12 protein-coding genes are annotated in these 18,349 nt (G+C 73.7%); 6 read left to right on the top strand and 6 right to left on the bottom strand.

Annotation, left to right across the window (positions count from 1 at the left end; all coding sequences use genetic code 11):
• Positions 1–7: 7 nt before the first annotated feature.
• Entirely contained in the window at positions 8–328 is a 321-nt protein-coding gene (locus OG496_RS53010) for a CATRA system-associated protein (RefSeq protein WP_405976166.1), read from the bottom strand.
• Between the two features lie 92 nt (positions 329–420).
• Between OG496_RS53010 and OG496_RS53005 the strand changes: the two genes are divergently transcribed.
• Together OG496_RS53005 and OG496_RS53000 are read left to right on the top strand one after the other, a co-directional pair.
• On the top strand, positions 421–2,574 hold the full coding sequence (locus tag OG496_RS53005; protein WP_405976165.1) for a CATRA conflict system CASPASE/TPR repeat-associated protein: 2,154 nt from the start codon (positions 421–423) through the stop codon (positions 2,572–2,574).
• Between the two features lie 252 nt (positions 2,575–2,826).
• Positions 2,827–5,196, top strand: a complete 2,370-nt coding sequence (locus OG496_RS53000; protein WP_405976874.1) for an ATP-binding protein — start codon at positions 2,827–2,829, stop codon at positions 5,194–5,196.
• Here the strand turns inward: OG496_RS53000 and OG496_RS52995 are convergent.
• On the bottom strand, positions 5,157–6,110 hold the full coding sequence (locus OG496_RS52995) for a helix-turn-helix domain-containing protein (protein ID WP_405976164.1): 954 nt from the start codon (positions 6,108–6,110) through the stop codon (positions 5,157–5,159). The two genes, OG496_RS53000 and OG496_RS52995, sit on opposite strands and share 40 nt — an antisense overlap.
• A gap of 240 nt (positions 6,111–6,350) precedes the next feature.
• Between OG496_RS52995 and OG496_RS52990 the strand changes: the two genes are divergently transcribed.
• A complete protein-coding gene (locus OG496_RS52990) occupies positions 6,351–7,070 on the top strand; it encodes a hypothetical protein (protein WP_405976163.1) in 720 nt (239 codons plus the stop codon).
• 169 nt (positions 7,071–7,239) lie between these two features.
• Here the strand turns inward: OG496_RS52990 and OG496_RS52985 are convergent, their stop codons facing one another.
• The 4 genes from OG496_RS52985 to OG496_RS52970 form a co-directional block, all read right to left on the bottom strand.
• Positions 7,240–7,956 carry a hypothetical protein gene (locus tag OG496_RS52985; RefSeq protein ID WP_405976162.1) on the bottom strand — a complete coding sequence of 239 codons (717 nt, stop codon included), beginning with the start codon at positions 7,954–7,956 and terminating at the stop codon, positions 7,240–7,242.
• 10 nt (positions 7,957–7,966) lie between these two features.
• Positions 7,967–8,323 (bottom strand): CATRA system-associated protein, encoded by a 357-nt coding sequence (locus OG496_RS52980; protein WP_366495833.1) that lies wholly within the window; start codon positions 8,321–8,323, stop codon positions 7,967–7,969.
• 32 nt (positions 8,324–8,355) lie between these two features.
• Positions 8,356–12,117 carry a CHAT domain-containing protein gene (locus tag OG496_RS52975; protein WP_405976161.1) on the bottom strand — a complete coding sequence of 1,254 codons (3,762 nt, stop codon included), beginning with the start codon at positions 12,115–12,117 and terminating at the stop codon, positions 8,356–8,358.
• A gap of 131 nt (positions 12,118–12,248) precedes the next feature.
• Positions 12,249–12,866, bottom strand: a complete 618-nt coding sequence (locus OG496_RS52970) for a VOC family protein (RefSeq protein ID WP_405976160.1) — start codon at positions 12,864–12,866, stop codon at positions 12,249–12,251.
• 287 nt (positions 12,867–13,153) lie between these two features.
• Here OG496_RS52970 and OG496_RS52965 point away from each other — a divergent pair, with 287 nt between their 5' ends.
• The 3 genes from OG496_RS52965 (at position 13,154) to OG496_RS52955 (ending at position 18,343) form a co-directional block, all read left to right on the top strand.
• A complete protein-coding gene (locus tag OG496_RS52965; protein ID WP_405976159.1) occupies positions 13,154–13,999 on the top strand; it encodes a hypothetical protein in 846 nt (281 codons plus the stop codon).
• Positions 13,996–16,173 carry a bifunctional serine/threonine-protein kinase/ABC transporter substrate-binding protein gene (locus tag OG496_RS52960; protein ID WP_405976158.1) on the top strand — a complete coding sequence of 726 codons (2,178 nt, stop codon included), beginning with the start codon at positions 13,996–13,998 and terminating at the stop codon, positions 16,171–16,173. Before OG496_RS52965 ends, OG496_RS52960 begins: the two co-directional genes overlap by 4 nt.
• Before the next feature lie 61 nt (positions 16,174–16,234).
• Positions 16,235–18,343, top strand: coding sequence for a bifunctional serine/threonine-protein kinase/ABC transporter substrate-binding protein (locus OG496_RS52955; RefSeq protein WP_405976157.1), 2,109 nt, complete (start codon positions 16,235–16,237; stop codon positions 18,341–18,343).
• The last annotated feature ends 6 nt before the right edge of the window (positions 18,344–18,349 follow it).

The raw sequence follows: 18,349 nt of genomic DNA, 5'->3' as shown, positions 1-18,349 counted from the left end.
CCCCGCCTCAGCGCCGGTCGGTGCCGTCGGCTTCCCCCGCCGTGCTCTCGTCCGGGTCGGCGATGAGGTGCACCAGGACGGTGACCCGCTCCTGCAGGGGCTGTGGCGGAGGAACGTCGGCCGGGTCGGCGATGCGGTCCACCCGGTTCGGGCTGAGGACTTCGAGCCGGGCGACGGCGACTTTGACGGCGGGCCCGTCCTGCGCGTCGTACGCTGCGGCGAGCGCCTCGACCGCGGCGGCGGGCCGGGACCAAGCGGCCTGCGGAAGGCGCCACTTGGGGATGTCCTTGAGCAACTCGCCGGCCCGCGTGAGCAACACGGCATCCATGCTCGTTCCGGGTGAATCCGCCCTAGACTGCATGGGCTCAACTGTAGCGAGAACGCCGGGAGTGGCGACGCGAGGCGGGGGTGTACCGGCACGTGACCGAGGGAGAGTCGACGGAGCGGGAGGTCACGGAGCAGGAGGTCACGGTCCACGTCTTCGTCCCGCTGTACGGCGGACGCGCCGAGGAAGGGATGGCCTCCGTCCGGGCGATGTGGGGGCGCTTTCGTGAACTGCAGCATGCCGACCGGGAGTTGTACGCCACGCTGCCGGTCCGGGTGCCGGATCCCCTGCCCGCGCCGCACAGCACGGTCGTGGTGGCGGGCGTGCAGTCCGCGGACCGGCTCGACCAGGCGATCCTGCGACAGCACGGGGAGATCCTCAATCTGTCGGTCCTGCTCGGCGCCGGTCCGGGCCGGGAGTGGTCCGGGTTGCGCGAGCGGGTGGAGGCAATCGCGGGTCCGCTCGGGGCGTGTCATCTGGGCGCGGTGACACTGGAGTTGGGGAAACGTCCGGAGGGAACATTCGGGGACGTCGATCTGTCGGAGCCGGAGGGCGGCGAGGCGTCGCAGCGGTGGCGGCTGTTGCGGATGCTGGGGCGGGTCGGTGCGGATCCGCGGCTCGGAGCCTGGGCGTGGTCGGACGGCCACCGTCCCGAAATGCCGCACTTCGTCCGCTACTTGATGCACATGACCGCCCTGCGTCACCAGTGGACGACGCATCACTCGCTCGGCGATGCGAGGGCCGCGGGGCAGGACGGGACGCTCGCCGAGGTGCGGCTGCCGTACTGGGGCGCGGGACACTACGAGTTGACGGGTGCCGAGGCCGAACTCCGGTTCATGCGGCGCGTGGTGGAGACGCTCCAGGAGAACGCCCAGAACGCCTTGGAGGACGCGGGTCTCGACGGCGAGGCCGTGCTGGGGGCGGACCGGCGGTTCGGCTCGTCGTTCCTCCGGCGGCTGGACGACCTCCTCGCCCTCCGTGAACTGGCGGGCCCGGCACAGCCGTTGCGGGGGCCGGCACGGGAGCGGAGTCCCCAGGCGACGGGGCGGGACCGGGTGCTGGCAGTCGTCGACGAGTGGTTCCCCGCCCACGGTGGCCTGAGCGCCTTCAACCGTGCGCTGTGCATCGCACTCGCCGAGGCCGCCGCGGAGGTCCGTGTCCTGGTGGTGTCCTCCACTCCGGCGGAACGCGCGGACGCGACCGACCACCACGTGCTGCTCGTCGACGCGGCGCGGCCGGGCGTCCAGGGGAAGGAGTCCCTGTTCCTGCGGCCGCCGTTCACCGATGACTTCGAGCCCGACCTCGTGATCGGGCACGGCAGGGACATGGGGCTGGCCGCCCGGGCACAGGTGAAGGAGTACTTCCCGAACGCGGGGCGACTGCACTTCCTGCACGTGGAGCCGGACCGCGCGGAAGCCCAGAAGCCGTATGCGGAAGCCGACTTGGCGGTCCGCGCCCAGGAGCGCACGGAGCGGGAACTCGAACTCTGCGAGGGCGCCCTGCATTCGGTGGCGGTCGGCCCTCGGCTGGCGAGGAACCTGCGGCGTCATCTGCGTACCCGGGATCTGGCGCCCGTGGTGCGCGTCGACCCCGGCTTCGACGGCAGGCCCGCCGCCACGGCTCCCGGCCGCGACGAGATCCCGCAGATCCTGATGATGGGCCGACTGGACGACGCCTCGCTCAAGGGGCTCGACATCGCCTGCCGGGCGCTGGGGGCGGCAGCACCGCAGAGAGCGGAGCACGGCTCCTGGGAACTGCTGATCCGCGGTGTGCCCGACCAGAAGTCGCGGGAACTGTACGAGCAGGTGGAGAACTGGATCGGCACCCCCGCGGTGGATGTGACCCTTCGTCCGTTCTCCGCGGATCCCCGACACATCATGGAGGACGTGGCGCGGGCGAGTCTGGTCCTCATGCCGTCCCGCGCGGAGGCGTTCGGCCTCGTCGGTCTGGAGGCGATCGCCGCGGGGGTGCCCGTGCTGGTGAGCGGGCGCAGTGGGCTCGGCGTGCTGCTGCTCGATCAAAGGCAACTGCCGGTCGCGCAACAGGCCGTGGTCGACGTGGCCGCCACGGTACGGGACCTTGAGACGGACGTCCGGATGTGGGAGAAGTCCGTGCACGCCGTCATGCGGAACCTGCCCGCCGCCTTCCGCGACGCCGCCGAACTCCGCGAGGAGATGGCCGCCCGCTGCACCTGGGCCGCGGCCGCCGCCACCGTGCTCGGCTGCGTCCGCCCCGACGAACCCGCCTGACCCGCGACCGGCCCCCCACGTCTCCCCTGTGTACGTGGAGGGCCGGAGTCGGATGCGGCGCGGGTTTCAGTGGGTCTGCACGGCTGTCGTCCTCCTGCGGCCGGCCGAGGGCCGATATCCCCTCGGTGTGGAATCCGCAGGCAAACACGCGGATCCGTCCGGCCGTCCGCGGTCCTGGAACACACTGGAAACGTCTGGACCCGCGCGGTGCGGATCCGTGAACGGCCCCTCGGAGGAACGGTGGTGAACGAGATGTCCCGGCCGTCCGGCGAGAGCGCGGACACCCTGGCACAACGCTTGGCGGTCGCACTGACCCGGGCCGTCGTCCGGGCCGAGAAGGGGCTCGGCGGAACGCTGGACCGCCGTGAACTCGCCCGCCGCCTCAACGTCTCCACCAGCAGCCTGTACGCCTACCTCAACGGCACCACCCTGCCCGGCACCGCGGTCTTCGACGCGCTCCTCGCCGCACTGGGCGTCTCCGGACCCGAGGCCGGCCGGCTCGCCACCCTGCGGGACGAGGTCGACGCCGCCCGGCGGCTGCGCCCGGCCGCCGCCCGCCGGTCCCCCGGCGCTCTCGCCGTACCCCGCCAACTCCCGCTGAGCCACCCCGTGTTCGTCGCCCGGGACGCCGAACTCGGCCGGCTGGACGCGGTGCGGAGCCCGTCCGGCGACCCCGCCCCGGGCCGGGCCGGGGTCGCCGTCGTCGAGGGCACCGCGGGCGTCGGCAAGACCGCGCTCGCCCTGCACTGGGCGCACCGGACGCAGGGCCACTTCCCGGACGGCCAGCTCTACGTCAATCTGCGGGGCTTCGGCGACGAGGCGGTCATGGACCCCGGCGAGGCCCTGCACGGTTTCCTCCAGGCGCTCGGCGTCACCCCCGCCGCCGTCCCGACCGACACCGCCGTGGCCTCCGGACTGCTGCGCACGCTGCTGGCCGGCCGCCGGGTGCTGCTGGTCCTGGACAACGCCCGCTCCACCGACCAGGTGAGGCCGCTGCTGCCCACCGACTCCGGTTCCATGGCCGTCGTCACCACCCGCAATCGCCTCGACGGCCTGGTGATACGCGAAGGCGCCCTGCGCATAGCCCTCGACGTGCTGCCCCGCTACGCCGCCCGCACCCTCCTGGAGCGGCAGATGGGCGCCGCGCGGATCGCCCTGGAACCGCGCGAGACCGATGAACTGGTCGATCTGTGCGCCCGGTTGCCGCTCGCGCTGAGCGTCGCCGCCGCCCGCACGGCCGCCGCCCCGGCCGGCTCCATCGGCGCTCTGGTCCGCGAACTGCGGCGTGCCCGGGCGCCGTTGGACCTGTTCGGGGTGCTGGACGCGGATGTCGACCTGCGGTCCGTGTTCCACGGTTCGTACGCACTGCTGCCGGCGCCGGCCGCCCGGCTCTTCCGGCTCCTCGGCTGCCACCCCGGACCCGAGATCGACGCCACGGCCTGCGCGGGCCTCATCGGCGACACGGAGCCGCCCACCGCTCTCCTCGACACCCTCACCGCCGCCCACCTCGTCCGCCAGCACACCCCGGGCCGCTACACCCTGCACGATCTGCTCCGGCTCTACGCCGTGGAACTCCTCGACGGCGGCTCACCCCAGGAACGCCGGGACGGCACCGAACGGCTGCTGCGGCACTACCTGGACACCGCGCGCCTGGCCGACCACCACCTCGAACCCTGGCGTCCGGCACCCGGCGGAGCGCCGGTGCTCACCGGCGCGCTGCCTCCGATCGGCGACCATGCCTCGGCGACCGGCTGGTTCGAGTCGGAACTGCCCTCCCTGCAGGCCGTCATCGCCCAGGCCGCCGCCACCCCGGGCCTGGAGCCGTACGCCTGGCGGCTCGCCGACGCCTGCGCCCTCCATCTGCGCCGCTCCGGCCGCCGCGCCCAGCGGGCCGCCGTGCACGCGCTGGCCCGCGACGCCGCGGGCCGGGCCGGAAACCGCGCCGCCCATGCCACCGCCGGCCGCCGGCTCGCCGACGCCCTCTCCCGCCTGGGCCGCACCAGGGAAGCGCTCGACCTGCTGCACGAGACCCTGCGCACCTGCCGTGACCTCGGCGATGCGGAGGGCGTACGGGAGGTACGGCTCTCGCTGGTCCGGGTGTACAGCTCCTGCGGCGACCCCCGCAGGGCGATGCCGCACGCCCGGCTCGCCCTCGCCATGGCGGAGCGCACCGGGGACCCGGTCGCCCTCGCCGACGGACTCACCTCCGTGGCCCAGCAGTGGGAACGGCTGGGAGAACACACCGTCGCCCTCGATCACGCGCGCCGCGCCCTGGACCTCTACACCCGGCTCGGCCACCTTGACGGGCGGGCGGGCATCCTCATCGGCATGGGGCGCGCCGAACAGGGGCTCGGCCGGCCCGCCGCCGCGATCGGCCACTACGAGGTCTCCCTGGACCTCGACCGCGCCCTGGGCGACCGTTTCCGCGAGGCCCACGCCCTGGAGCACCTCGGGGACGCCCATGCGGCACTCGGCCGGGGCAAGGAGGCGCGGGCCCTGTGGGAGGAGGCCCTCGCGCTCTTCGAGGATCTGCACCACCCCGACGCCGAACCGGTCCGCGCCAAGCTGCGCACGGCGGCGGACTATCCTCCGGTGCCCGCCTCCAGCCAGCTCAGCCCGTAGCCGTAGCCCACCTTCATCGCGCCGAACTCGACGTCCACGAGCCCGTGTTCGTCGGGGCGGAGCGTCGGCGTGCCGGGGTTCTGCTGGTAGATCACGGCGGTGGGCACCCCGGCCAGCCGCCACACCGTGTGCGGCGGTCGCGCCGGGTCGAAGCAGACCCGCAGCCGGAAGTGCTCGCTGCGGGTGAGCGGCACATGCACGAAGTGCGGTGCCATCGGCTGGTCCGGCGGGATGCGCAGCCGTAGTTCGTACGCGTGTCGTGTCCCGGCCTTGAGCGGTGCGGGCAGCACCAGGAACCGTTCGAAGTAGCTCTCGTACTGCGGCCCGCCGTCCTCCAGGTGTCCTCCCTGGACGACGGAGATCTCCAGCTCGTGCCCGGGCGTGGTGTCGCCGGCGCGCCGGGGCACGCTGACGCCGACCGGTATCCGGGCCAGGCCGTCGCAGGTCGCGACCACGATCCGGCGTTCCAGCGCCTCGGGGGCCGGGGTGTCCAGCCTGAGCCGGGTGGACACGGACTCGGTGTACCAGCCGTGCGGCTCGGCGCGCCCGCAGCCCGGCGGACACCGCTCGGCATGCGCTCCGTTCGCGCGGTCCGCCCGGCCGTCCCAGGGCGGCGGGACGACTCCGTCCGGACCGTCCGGGCTGTCGGGGTCCAGGGCACGGCGCACCTGCGCCCAGTACTCGCCCCACCGCCGGACATCGCCCCCGCAGGCGCCGACGATCGCCAGGGTGACCGGACGGGTGGGGTGGTTCTCGCCCCGCATGGCGTCGCTGACGGTCGTCCTGCCGTACCCGGTGCGGCGGGCCAGTTGGTCCAGGGTGAGTCCGGCCGATCCGCGCAGGTCCCGGAGCCAGTACGCGAAGAGCCGGGCCGGTGATCCGTCCAGGACGATCTCCTTCTGCGGACGCCCCATCGTACGCAACCCCCTTGCCACGCAACGGCGTTGCCGCCTGTGTCGCGGCCGAGTCTCGCACAGGGCCGAACGCGTCGTCCCGGTCCTGCGGACCCGCCCGCCGGCCGTCCGGGTTTTCCGGGGATCGTCCGGTTCGCCGGAGAACTGTTGAGTGCGAACTCCTGCCCTTGTTACACAGGTTGCGCCCGGCTCCGGTGGGCTCGCACCGGCCGGTTCCCGCTCTTGTGCCAGGAGAGTCCCATGTCTCTGTTCCCCAGGACGCCCCGCGCCGCCCGGCTGCCGGGTGACGTGGTGTCACGGATGGAGCGGTTCGGCCGCTTCGAGTTCGACCCCGTCGGCACCGACATCGACGCCTCGGACGTGTGGGGCGAACTCCAGGCGCCGTACCTGCCGTTCGCGCAGTCCGACCCGCAGGACTTCGCCCGCGCGCTGGCCGACGCCGTGCTGCCGGCCGGTGGCTTCGCCCTGTTCGGCGCCGCGCGCACGGTGTGGAACCTGGTCGGCTCCGACTTCACCAGCCCGGCCTACGACACCGTACGGATGGCCGCGTTGGAGTTCTTCCGGGCGCACGGCGTGCCGAGCAACCGGCTGTCCGCCGCCGACTGGCGGTTCTGGCAGGAGAACCGCTCCGAGCCCTGGCTCGTGGGCCGGCCCGGGCCGACGCCCGAGGAGGCACGGATCCCGCCGCTCGCACCGGGAGAACTACGTCGGATCGCGCGGATCACCGAGGCTCCGGACTCCAACGTCGTCTACGTCACCGCCGCGCGCGACGACCGTTTCGTGACCGTCGTGGACGCGCCGACCAGCGACACCGACCCCACCCGGGCGCGCTTCGAATCGACGTCGGCGGACACCCTGCACGACCTCTACACGCAGATCGGCGAGGTGTTCCAGACACCCGTGCACTGGGTCGCCGACGAACTGCGTCCGTTCATCCCGCTGCCCCCGTCCCGCCTCTGAGCCGACCGGCTGCTGAGGAGCGAAGCACAGGGCCGAGGCCTCAGTTGTCAGGTCTGCCGACAGCGCATCAAGGCGAACCGGAAGATCCGCGATCCGCACGGTCCGACGAGCACCCGGCGCAGGGGACCGGGTGCTCGTCTATGCGGACGCGCCTGTCCCGTCCGGGTGTTCAGCCAACGGCCGCGAACGCCTCGGCGGACACGTCCCGTTCGAGTACCGACCGGTGGAAGGCGTAGACGCCGATGTCGGAGACCTTCACCAGCAGGCAGTAGCGGTCGACCGACGCCACCGACCGGACCACCTGCGCGTACTCCCGCCGCAGGAAGTGGACGGCCGCCTGGTTCGCGACCGAGCTCTGCCCGCACACCAGCACCACCGGGCGGCTCGACTCGGGCGGCGTGAACTTGGCGACCACCGCGTACTCCTGGTGGCCGCGGTCGAAGTAGTAGCGCTCCCCGCCGACCGCGATGGCCACCGAGTCGGGGCGGTCGCTGAACGGAGTGATCGTCACCCCGGGCAGATGGGCCGTCAGATGTCCGCCGGTGCGCGGATTGGACCCGCCGATCGGCCCGCCGACACAGAACTCGGTGCGGTCGCCGTTGGTGCCGCGCAGATCGCCGGTCTCCACGCTCACCCGGCAGCCCAACTCGCTGAGCAGCACGGCCAGTTCGACGACCGCCCGCAGATCCCGCTGCTGGGTCGTGCCGGGCTGCCCGTGCTTGGTGCCGACGACGATCACGCAGTGCTCGCCCGGCCGCGTGCCGAAGAAGGCGGCCCTGCGGTACAGCTTCCGTCGCCGCCGTCCCCGCTCCCACAGCGTGCCCAGGCCAAGGCCGACGAGGCTGGTCAGCAGACCGATCGCGACGTTGGCGAGTACCGACAGCATCGGCCGGCCGTCAGGTCCGCCGGGCGGGCGCGGTGTGCGGGCCGCCGGGCGGGGAGTCCGGCTTGAGCGCGTGCACGAGGGCGACCACGCGCTCCCGGTCCGGCTCGGGCAGCGGCACCCTCCCGTCCCCGGTGCCCTGGATCCGGGTGACCCTGCTGCCCGACCACTCGTCCAGCTCGCCGGTCAGCGCGTTCACCTTGGCCGCGTCTCCCGCCGCGACGGCCGTCGACAGTTCGTCCAGCAGTTCGGCGATCTCCACCCATCCCTCGGGCGGCAGCCGCCACTCCTCCAGCATCAGCTCCAGCGCCAGCCGCGCCCCGTCGGCCGTCTCCCGGTCGATCACGGCCGCCCCCTCCGATGTGCTCACGCCTGTTCCTTCCCCTGGTCCGTCGTCACTCGTCAACGCCCGGTGTGGACGTACGGCGCCCATACGCGCGGCGAGCCGGGATGCCGTTCCCGCAGGCCCCGTACGATCCCGTGCACGACCCGCGCGGTGTCGGTGACGTCGAGGCCGCCGCCGTAGGTCCGCAGGTCGCGGTACAGGCGGTCCGTCAGCCGTACCGACACCAGGTCGGTGGCCTCCCACAGCGCTCCCACCACCTGCGGATACCCGGCCGTCTGGAACGCGGACGTCAGGTGCACGGCCTCGTCGGGGAGGCGGTCGGTGCGGGTCGTGTGGCAGGCCAGCAGCACGGCGAGCTGGGCGTGCGGAAGATGTCCGCGCGCCACGTCCCGGACCGTGAGCCGTCCGTCGGCGAGTTCCAGACGGCTCTTGGACGGGTCCTCGGCGTCACTGAGGCCGTGGCACGCGAAGTGCACGGTGGCCGCGGAGGACAGCTCGGTGAGGACCCGTTCGACCGTTGCGTCGGCACCCTGCACGATCCGCAGTCCGCCCAGGGTGTGGGCCATCGCCTGCACCTCCGCCACGGACGCGCCGTCCATGCCGTCGGCGCCGGTGGGCTGCCGTACGGCCAGGAAGGGGCCGCCGCCCCCGCGCGTCGCCGGGGCCTGCCGGGCGTGCCGCAGCGCCCTGATGTTCGGCGTGTACGAAGAGGCTGCCCGGTCCAACACCGAGCGCCCGTCGCCGAGTTCGGCCGCCCGATGATGACCGGCCGCGTGCAGCGGCAGATGCGCCAGCGGTCCGGACGCCGACCACCACAGCCTCGGTACGGCGCCGCGCTGGGCGCCCTCGGGGATCGGCCGGGTCAGGCCGGCCGCGTCCAGCACGGGTTCGGCGATGGTGTCCCAGAGCCATGCGAGGGTGTCGAACACGGTCTCGGCGGCTTCCTTGCGCTGGGCGCGCGTCTCGCCGACGCCCACGGAGACCGCCGCGAGGAACTGCCGCGCGGTGTATGCGAGGCGCCCCTCGGTGACGTCGAGGGGCACCAGCTCGATGCCCCCGGTGGTCACGACGAGGGCGTCGGAGCGCAGCCGGTCGATGTTGATCAGGACGATCGGCCCCTCCTTCGCCTCGCGCCGCATCTGCTCGGCGCTGGGCGGCAGCAGGAAGTACTCGAACCCGGCGAGCCCCCGGATCCGGGCGAGCAGCCGCTGCCATTCCTCGGTCACCGCGTGCTGCTCCCGGATCCGCGCGGCGTCGCCGGACGCGCCCGCCGTGCCCGCCCGGCCCGGCGCGCTCCCGCTCTCCGTCTCCCGCAGCCGGCGGGCGAGGGCGGCGAACTCCCGTGCCACCTGTGGATGGGCCGCGGCGAGGTCGGCGTCGTCGCTGCGGGCCTGGAGGTCCTGTCCCATCAGGACCGCCCGCCCTTGTTCCAGCAGGGCCGCCGCCTGTTCGGTGCGGCCCGCGGCGAGCGCCACCGCGCACGCGGTACGGGCCAGGCTCGTCCCGGCGAGCCGGTCCGGCAGGTCGGCGGAGCGGCCGGAACCGCCCGGGCCCTGATAGCGGCGGCCGAGCAGCGCGGCACGCAGGACGGCCTGGCGGTCGTCGCGTTGCAGCGCCTGGGACACCACCAGCGGCAGGGCCTCCAGCGCGGCTTCGGCGGCGTCGGTCGCCCGGGCCCAGTTCCGACTGTTCACCGCCGCCCCGAGCGCGGTCCGCGCGTTCTCGAAGCGGGCCCGGGGCGGCAGCGCCCGTTCGGTGGCCGGGTCCCAGGAGCTGGGCTCGGGATCGCCGTAGCGGTACCCGGTGAGATCGTCGAAGGCGGTGCGGACCAGTTCGGTGACGGTCGCCAGGGCGGGGCGGAGCTGCTCGCGCAGGGCGGCCAGCTCGGGTGAGTACTCCGGCCGGCCCGGCAGTTCTTCGAGGGCCCGCGCGGCCAGTTCGACGAGCCGTACCGCCTCCTGGGCGCCGGACACGTCCCGGCGCATCCAGGAGACGCCGGACAGCGCGTCCGCGTAGAGGATGACGCAGCCGAGCCAGGTCGCCGACATCTCCGGCAGCCGGCCGACCGCCCAGGCCAGCGCGTCGGAGGCCCGGGCGACCGTCGCCTCGTCCTGACGCACCATCCCGTAGGCGTGCCGGTGCATCTCCACCGAGCACAGCAGCTCGATGTACCGCGGGCTGGTGGGCGACAGCAGGGCCAGCTGCTCGTCGCCGCACCGCACCACCCGTTCCAGGTCCTCGTGGCGCTCGCTGAAAGTGAACTGCGCGGCCAGGAACTGCACGAGGGTGGAGGCGAAGAAGCCGCGCCGCCCGTCGGGCAGCGGCCCGGCCAGCGCGGCCTTCAACTGGTCGACGGCCAGGGCCAGTCGACGCGGATCGCTGGCACCGGCGCCCAGCAGGGCGGCCCGCACGGCCGCGGCGTCCGGTGGCAGCCCGTCGAGGTCCGCCGCGTTGGCCGGCTCCGCGGGCCCGGCGTCAGCGGGTGGCCCGGGGGGCCAGCCGAGGTCGGCGGTTCGCGTGCGACCGGGTCCGGCGTCGGCCGAGGCGGGCCGGGGGCCGCCGGTGAACCGGGCGAAGTCCGCCGGGCCGGGGCCGGGCGAACGTACCCCGGGGCGGCCCATGGGGGCGGACATCCGGACGGGCGGCAGTTGCACCCCACTCAGCAGCCGTCCCAGCATCGGGGCCACGAGCCGGAGCAGTTGGGCGCCGTCGATCGGCATCCACTTGAGCATCTTCGCCAACTCGGCGGACGCGGTGCGCTTGTCGGCGATGTGCGGTAGCAGGGGGTGGTCCGGCGGCAGGTCCCGCTGGAGCTCGGCCCACAGTTCGTCGGCACGCCGGAGGTCGGCGGGCGACTTGGTGAGGAGGGCCCTCGCGCTCAGCAGCGCCGGCATGTTCCCGGCGTAGATCCCGTTGTCGTCGGGTGGCCCGCAGGCCCGGAACGCCTCCAACTGGGCGATGGCCTCGTCGATCACCTCCTCCTCGGGATGGAACGGCACGGACATGGTGAGGGCGAGGGAGAACATGAGATGCGCTGAGGCGGCCTCGGCGTCGACCGGGGCGGTGCCGTGGCGCCGGGCGTACTCGACCGCCCGCAGCGCCGACCGGCCGCCCCGCAGCGCCAGGTCGACGGGCCGTGTGTCGCTCGGCCTGTCGCGCAGGCGTACCAGGGACGCGTGGACGACGGTGGCGCTGACGAGGCCGGCCTCCAGATGGTCGGCGGTGATGCCGGCGAACGCCGTCTCGGCCCACCGTCCGGCGTCCTCAAGGACAGCCATGTCCCCCGACTCGATGCGGAAGAACGCGGACTGCGCGAGCCGGGCCAGCAGACAGGGCCGGACCAGATCGGCCGCCGGAAGGCCCTCGGCCAGCCGTACGGCGTGCGGATGCGACGGCCGGGGCGGCTCGAAGTGGCTGGGCGGGGGCTCCTCCGGGTAGGTGGCCGCGACGGCCACCGGATCGTCCGTCGGCCGCCCCTGCGTCTGGGCGGCGAGATGATGATGGACCTCGTTCGACAACCGGTGGTCCTCGAACCGCTGCGACAGCGTGCGCTCGGCCAGCCACAGGTGCAGCACCCAGCGGGGCCGCCGCGGATCCCGCCGCTCCCCCACGTCGAGCGCGTACTCCAGCACAGCCACCGCGGCCACCGCGCAGTCCCGGCCGCCCTCGGCCCAGGAGGCACGCAGGAGCCCGGCCGCGGCGGGCAGCCAGCTGTCCGGATTCTCACCGGCGCCGGCCACATGCCGCTCGACGTGCGGTGTCCACGCCGCCTCACCACGCACCAGCAGACGATCCACGGCTGTTCGTATCTCTGACACACCGCCAGTCTTCCCGGCCCCGGCCCGCTTTGGTCATCATCCGGAAATCTCCGACAAACAACCCCCCAGTGTGCCCAGGGGTGTTCACGGCAGCGGGACGCCCGGACGGCGCGGGCGGGAGGCCGACGCGCTCACGTCGGCAATTCGGTACCCGCCCGCTCCCGCACCATGAACTGCGCATACCAGTCGGGCCAGTCCGGATCCTCCGCGCCGATACGCGCCTCGTGCTCACCGTGCGCCGCGGCGGCACGGCGCAGCGCGCCCGCCAGATCCTCGGCGGAGGCGAATGCCGTGGTCGCGGGGTCCAGACGGCCCGGGAGCCGGGCGGTGATCTCCTGGAGAACCCAGCCGTTGCCGTCCGGGTCGCCGAACGACAGGAACGAGCCGTAGCTGCTGCGCTGCGGGTCCGGACCGGGCACCCTGGCGTCGGTCCCGGCGTGGTGGAAGACGCCGCCCTCGTCGTGGAACACGTCGCTCGGGTCGGCGCCGAGCCGCTTGAGTTCGTCGTGGGCGGCGTCGATGTCGTCCACGATCAGGTGCAGGCCCTGGGCCGAGCCCGGTGTCTGGGAGGTGACCGAGGTGCCGAAGATGACCGAGGCCGGCGAGCCCGGCGGGGTCATCTGCACCACCCGGAAGTTCTCGCCGGTGGCGACGTCGGCGTCGAGCCGCCAGCCCAGCGCCGTATAGAAACCCTTGGCCCGGTCCACGTCCCCGACCGGCACCACGACGACTTCGAGCTTCATGTCCATGGGGTGCGCCTCCGTTCTCGGACGAACTTCCGACTCCACCAGCTTCGCCCCTACGGCCCGGTTCGCACCGCGGACGAAGGGTCCTGTGTGACGGCCGGGTACCGGGACGCGCTGCACGCTGCCGACCGGCAGCTGCGCCCCTCCCCTTCGCCGATGTGCAACCGGAGCCCCGTGCGTCGTCGTCAGAACCCCTAACTACTCATGTTTATAGGGGTAGTTGGCGACCAAGAACGCGGGCGTGCGCCACACTCATGACAAGGGTGCGGGCACAGGGGCGGGAGCGACGGATGGCCGAGTGGAGACCAGTCTTAGCCGCGGCGGCGGGGGTGCTGCTGCTGGCGGGGTGCAGCAGCGGGTCGGACGACGAGCCCAAGGCGCAGAAGACGCCGGAGAAGAGTGCCGGGGCGTCGTCCTCGGCCTCGGCGTCGCCCGTGAACGAGCCGTACTCGCTCGCCGAGGACCGGGCGCCGAGGACCCGGGCCGACGCTGTCACGTTCGTGCGTGACCTCATCGTGCGCCCCGACTACTTCGGCACCGGGTACCGCAAGCGCGATCCCTTCGAGAGCGATCCGGCCGAGTGGGCCGTACTCGGCGAGGACTGCCTGTGGCGGCGCGAGGGGCTGCCCGACACCGTACTGGCCAGTCTCACCCGGGCGTACGAGCTGCCGGCGAAGGACGGCAAGGGGCCGGTGTACGTGTCGTTGACCGTCACCGTGCACACGGACGTCGTGGCGGCGCGGCGCGACATGGCCGGGTCGCTGGAGGAGGCGCTGCGCTGCCCCGAGCAGCAACTGAACGCCACGGACCGGGTGCGTGGCCTGTACTCCCGGGTCGACGCGTTCGCCGACGGGCGGTCCGTGATCTCCGACGACGACCTGACGGAGAGCGGGAACTGGGTCACCGCCGACGGCAAGGCGCATCCCTTCGACTGGTACAAGTTCCGGCTGGGGCCGGTCACCCTGGCCGCGACCGCGCGGCACGGCTCGGGCCGGACCAAGGCCGAGGACTCCACCGTCACCACCGACATGGGCAAGGGAATGACCTTCGTCGCGGCGAGCATCGACAGCCGGGGCAAGGCGGGCGATGCGGGTGCCACCGCGGAACCGACCGAGAAGAAGGAGGCGGGGCAGTGAGCGAACCGCTGCGGTCGTCCGACCCGTCCCGCCTCGCGGAGTTCCGGCTGCTGCGGCGACTCGGCGCGGGCGGCATGGGCGTCGTCTACCTCGGGCGCACCGACTCCGGGGCACTCGCCGCGGTCAAGGTGATCCGGGGGGAGAGCGCCGGTGACGACGACTTCCGGGCCCGCTTCGCGCGGGAGGTGGAGCTGGCGCGGAGAGTGGACAGCCCCTGGGTGGTCCCCGTCCTGGACGCGGACGCCGAGACACGCGAGCCGTGGCTGGCCACCGCGTTCGTCCCCGGTCCGTCCGTCGCCGAGGCGGTCGCCGACCACGGCCCGCTGCCGGCGCCCGCCGTACGTGTCCTGGGCCGGCTGCTGGCCGAGGCGCTGGCTGCCGTGCACACCGCAGGGCTCGTCCACCGGGACGTCAAGCCTGGCAACGTCCTGCTCGCCCTGGACGGGCCGCGCCTGATCGACTTCGGCATCGCGCGCGCCGCCGACGACACGGCACTGACCGCGTCCGGGCTCGTGGTCGGCACCCCCGGTTTCCTCGCCCCGGAGCAGGCCCAGGGTCAGCCCGCCGTCTCCGCGAGCGACGTCTTCGCGCTGGGCTGCGTGCTGGCGTACGCCGCGACCGGCGCTCCTCCCTTCGGCACCGGGACGCCGGACGCCCTGGTGTACCGCACGGTCCACGACGAGCCGGAACTCGGCCGTCTGGACGGCGAGTTGCGGACCCTGGTGGAGCGCTGCCTGGCCAAGGACCCGGCCACACGGCCCACGGCCGAGGACATACGGGACCTGCTCGCCGACGACACTCCGGACGCCTCCGGCGGCTGGCTTCCCGACCCCGTCGCCCGGATGGTCGCCGCGCGGGCCACCGAGAGCCTCGCCTTCCCGGACATCGAACCCACCGTCGTGGACGACCCGGCCGTCCCCGCCCGGCACCCGGGACGGCGCCGCCTGCTGCTGGCCGGCGGCGCGCTGCTGCTCGCGGGCGGCGGGACCGGAGCGGCGGTGTGGGCGTCGGGGGACGACGAGAAACCGTCCGCGAGCGTCACGCGTCCCGTGTACGTCCTCGGCGTGCACACGACCACCGGCACTGCCGAGGCCGCCGTCAGCCGGGCCTCCGAACGCGCCGCCCGCCTCGCCGTCGCCGAGCACAACGCCACGCCCAAGCGCACCTATGACCTGAAGGTGAAGGTCCTCGCCGACCGGGGGGACGCGGACACCGCCCAGGAAGTGGCCCGCACGTTCACCGCCGACCGGGACGTCGTCGCCGTGCTGGGACCGGTCGCCGAGCTCCCCATGCAGAGGGCCGCGGCCGTCTACGGTGCGGCGGGGCTTACCCATGTCTCCAGCAGCACGGGCCAGCAGGACTACTTCCTGACGTCGCCGAAGACCTCCTTCCAGACCGGACCCGCCCACGCCGCGCTCGGCGGCTGGATCGGACTGCACGCCTACATCACCCAGCAGGTGGTACCGGCCGGCGTCGTGATCGACCGGGCCGGGGGCTCGGCCATGCAGGACGAGGGCACCCAGGTGGTCGGCAACTGGCGCAACATCCTCAAGAGCGAGGTCGTGCCCCGCGTCGTAGCGGAGGACACGGACGACGGCCCGAAGGCGGTGCGCGAACTGCTCGCCGCCGGTGTCGAGGCCTTCGTGTACCTGGGCGCCCTGGACGCCACCGTCCGCACGGCCCAGACCCTGGCCACGGCCGGCTTCACCGGACCGCGCTGGATGCAGCACCAGCTGTACGGCTCGGACTTCCCACGCCTCGCGGGTACGGCGGGCGACGGCTGGTTCGTGGTGACGGACGCCGTGGACCCCTCCGTACTGACGACCAGGCGGGCCAAGGACTTCACCGCGGCCTGGCGGAAGCGCTACGGCAGTACTCCGGAGCCGTGCGCGACCGAGGCCTACGACAGCGTGGGGATGCTGCTCGCCGAGTTCGCCCGCACGGTCCCGGCCGGGGCACGTCGGCGGCCGGTGCGGGCCGATCTCGCCGTGCGGCTGGCGAAGGTGAAGTATCGGGGCATCGCCCGGACGTACGCCTTCGGCGACTTCCACCAGTACGACAACAGCTCGACGGGCTGGGCGGACGAGACCTTCGTCCACGTGGTCCGCGGCGGGCGGTTCAGGCAACTGGGATCGCTCGGCGATCTGAATCGCGCGGCGCAGGGCCAGGGCTGAAGTGCTGGAGTGAGGCCCGGAACCGGCAGGCGGGAACGACAGGGAAACGGAGGCGGCCGACGTGGAACGGCTCCTGCCCGCCGATCCGTCCGTGATCGGCGGTCACCGGCTCGCCGGACGGCTCGGCGCGGGCGGCATGGGCGTCGTCTACCTCGCGCGCTCGCCGCACGGCGCCTGGTGCGCGCTGAAGGTGATCCGCGAGGAGTACGCCGACGACCCCGGTTTCCGCGCCCGCTTCCGCCGCGAGGCCGAGTTGGCCGCGCGCCTCACGAGCCGGTGGACCGTGCCGGTCGTCGCGGCCGACGCCGACGCCCGCTCCCCGTGGCTGGCCACCGCCTATGTTCCCGGCCCGTCCCTCGCCGAGGCCGTCGCGCTGCGCGGACCCTGGCCCGAGGCGCAGTTGCGCGGTCTCGGTGCCGTGCTGGCCGAGGCGCTGGACGGAGTGCACGCGGCCGGGCTGGTCCACCGGGACGTGAAGCCCGCGAACGTGCTGCTGGCCGCGGACGGGCCGCGGCTGATCGACTTCGGGATCGCGCGGGCCGTCGGCGCGACCGCGCTCACCACGGACGGCTCCGTCGTGGGCTCCCCCGGCTACCTCTCCCCCGAGCAGGCCCGCGGGCACACCGTCGGTCCGCCCAGCGACGTCTTCTCGCTCGGCTGCGTCCTCGCCCACACGGCCACCGGCCGGCCGCCGTTCGGCACCGGCGGCGCCGTGGCCGTGCTGTACCGGACCGTGGGCAAGGAACCGGACCTGGACGGACTACCGGAGAGCCTCGACCGGACCGTACGACGGTGTCTGGCGAAGGAACCGGAGCGCCGCCCGAGCACCCGTGAACTCCTCGACACCTTTGGCGAGTTCGCCGTGGACGAGTGGTTGCCCGAAGGGCTGCCGGCTCTGGTCGCCGCCCGTGCCGCACGCGTCCTCGACCTGCCCGTGCCCGACCCCACCATGCTCGCCGACCCCTCCCCCGCGGACGCGCCGCCCTCGCCCACCCGGCGGCGCCTGCTCGTCGCGGGAGCCGCACTCGGTGTCACCGCGGTGGCCGGGGCGGGCGCGTGGTGGGAGTGGGGCCGGGCCGGCACGTCGGCGAACACCGGCTCCGTACGGCGCGACCGCCACGTGGTCACGCTGCTCGGCAGCCCGAACGACCCCTATTTCACCAACCACAAGCGCGGCGCCCTCCTCGCCGTCGAGCAGCACGACCAGGACGCCCGACGCACCGTCGACCTCGTGCTGCGCACCGCCGACGACGGCGGCACCGCGGCGGGCTCCGCCGCGGCGGCCGCGCGGCTGGCCGCCGACCCGGACGTGTCCGTGGTGATCGCCGCGGGCAGGAACGCGACCGTGCCCGCGGTGCTGCCGCCGTGTACGAGGGCCCGGCTGACCGTGCTCATCACCCGGGCCGACACCGGCGCGCTCGACGTCGTCAACACCACCAGCGCCCTCGTGCTGCGCGTCACCCAGATCGTCGGCCCGTTCGCGGCGGTGATCTATCTGAACCGGGTCGTCAAACCCGCCCGCACGGTGGTCGTGCACGACCTGGCCACCGAGGTGGAGAGTCTGACCACGGTCCGCAACATCACCGTCAACGGCGTGCTCGACGGCGGGACGACGGTGGAGGAGGTAGCCGCGGACGAGGACTTCACCGGGGCCGCCCACCGTATCGCCGCCCGCCCTCGCGACGCCGTCTTCTTCGGCGGGGTGAGTCCGGACCGCGCCGCGGCCTGCGCCCGCGCGCTGCGGGACGCCGGCCACCGGGGCGCCCGGGTCGCGGGCGAGCACGTCCTCGGCGCCCCCTTCCTCGCCGCCGGCGAGGACTGGAGGATCGCCACGGGCTACACCGACGCGAACACCGACACCCGTACCAAGGCGTTCGCCACCGCGTTCCGCGCCCGCCATGGACACGCGCCGGGCCCCTGGGCGGCCGAGGCGTACGACGCCGTCCGGTTCGCCGCCCACGGCCTGGCCTCCGTCGGCGACGACGGCCGCACCGCCCTGCGCTCGGAACTCCTGCGCCGCCCCTGGCAGGGCATCACCCGCCTCATGAGCTTCGACGCCTCCACACAGTTCTTCCAGGCCCGCGGCGACGGTGGAGGGTTCCTGTTCCGGGTGACCGGCGGAGCCGCCCGCTTCATGGCGCGCTCCGCCGACATCGGCAAGAAAACGTGAGGCGTC

This window comes from Streptomyces sp. NBC_00988 (assembly GCF_045162645.1).
In the GTDB taxonomy this organism is placed as follows: Bacteria; Actinomycetota; Actinomycetes; order Streptomycetales; family Streptomycetaceae; genus Streptomyces.
This window is presented reverse-complemented; position numbering and strand designations above follow the sequence as displayed.

Bases quoted from the DNA above. Each gene is read 5' to 3' on its own strand.
- OG496_RS53000 (WP_405976874.1), top strand. From the start codon at position 2,827: ATGTCCCGGCCGTCCGGCGAGAGCGCGGACACCCTGGCACAACGCTTG.
- OG496_RS52995 (WP_405976164.1), bottom strand. From the start codon at position 6,110: ATGGGGCGTCCGCAGAAGGAGATCGTCCTGGACGGATCACCGGCCCGG.
- OG496_RS52970 (WP_405976160.1), bottom strand. From the start codon at position 12,866: ATGGACATGAAGCTCGAAGTCGTCGTGGTGCCGGTCGGGGACGTGGAC.
- OG496_RS52985 (WP_405976162.1), bottom strand. From the start codon at position 7,956: ATGCTGTCGGTACTCGCCAACGTCGCGATCGGTCTGCTGACCAGCCTC.
- OG496_RS52990 (WP_405976163.1), top strand. From the start codon at position 6,351: ATGTCTCTGTTCCCCAGGACGCCCCGCGCCGCCCGGCTGCCGGGTGAC.
- OG496_RS52965 (WP_405976159.1), top strand. From the start codon at position 13,154: ATGGCCGAGTGGAGACCAGTCTTAGCCGCGGCGGCGGGGGTGCTGCTG.
- OG496_RS53010 (WP_405976166.1), bottom strand. From the start codon at position 328: ATGGATGCCGTGTTGCTCACGCGGGCCGGCGAGTTGCTCAAGGACATC.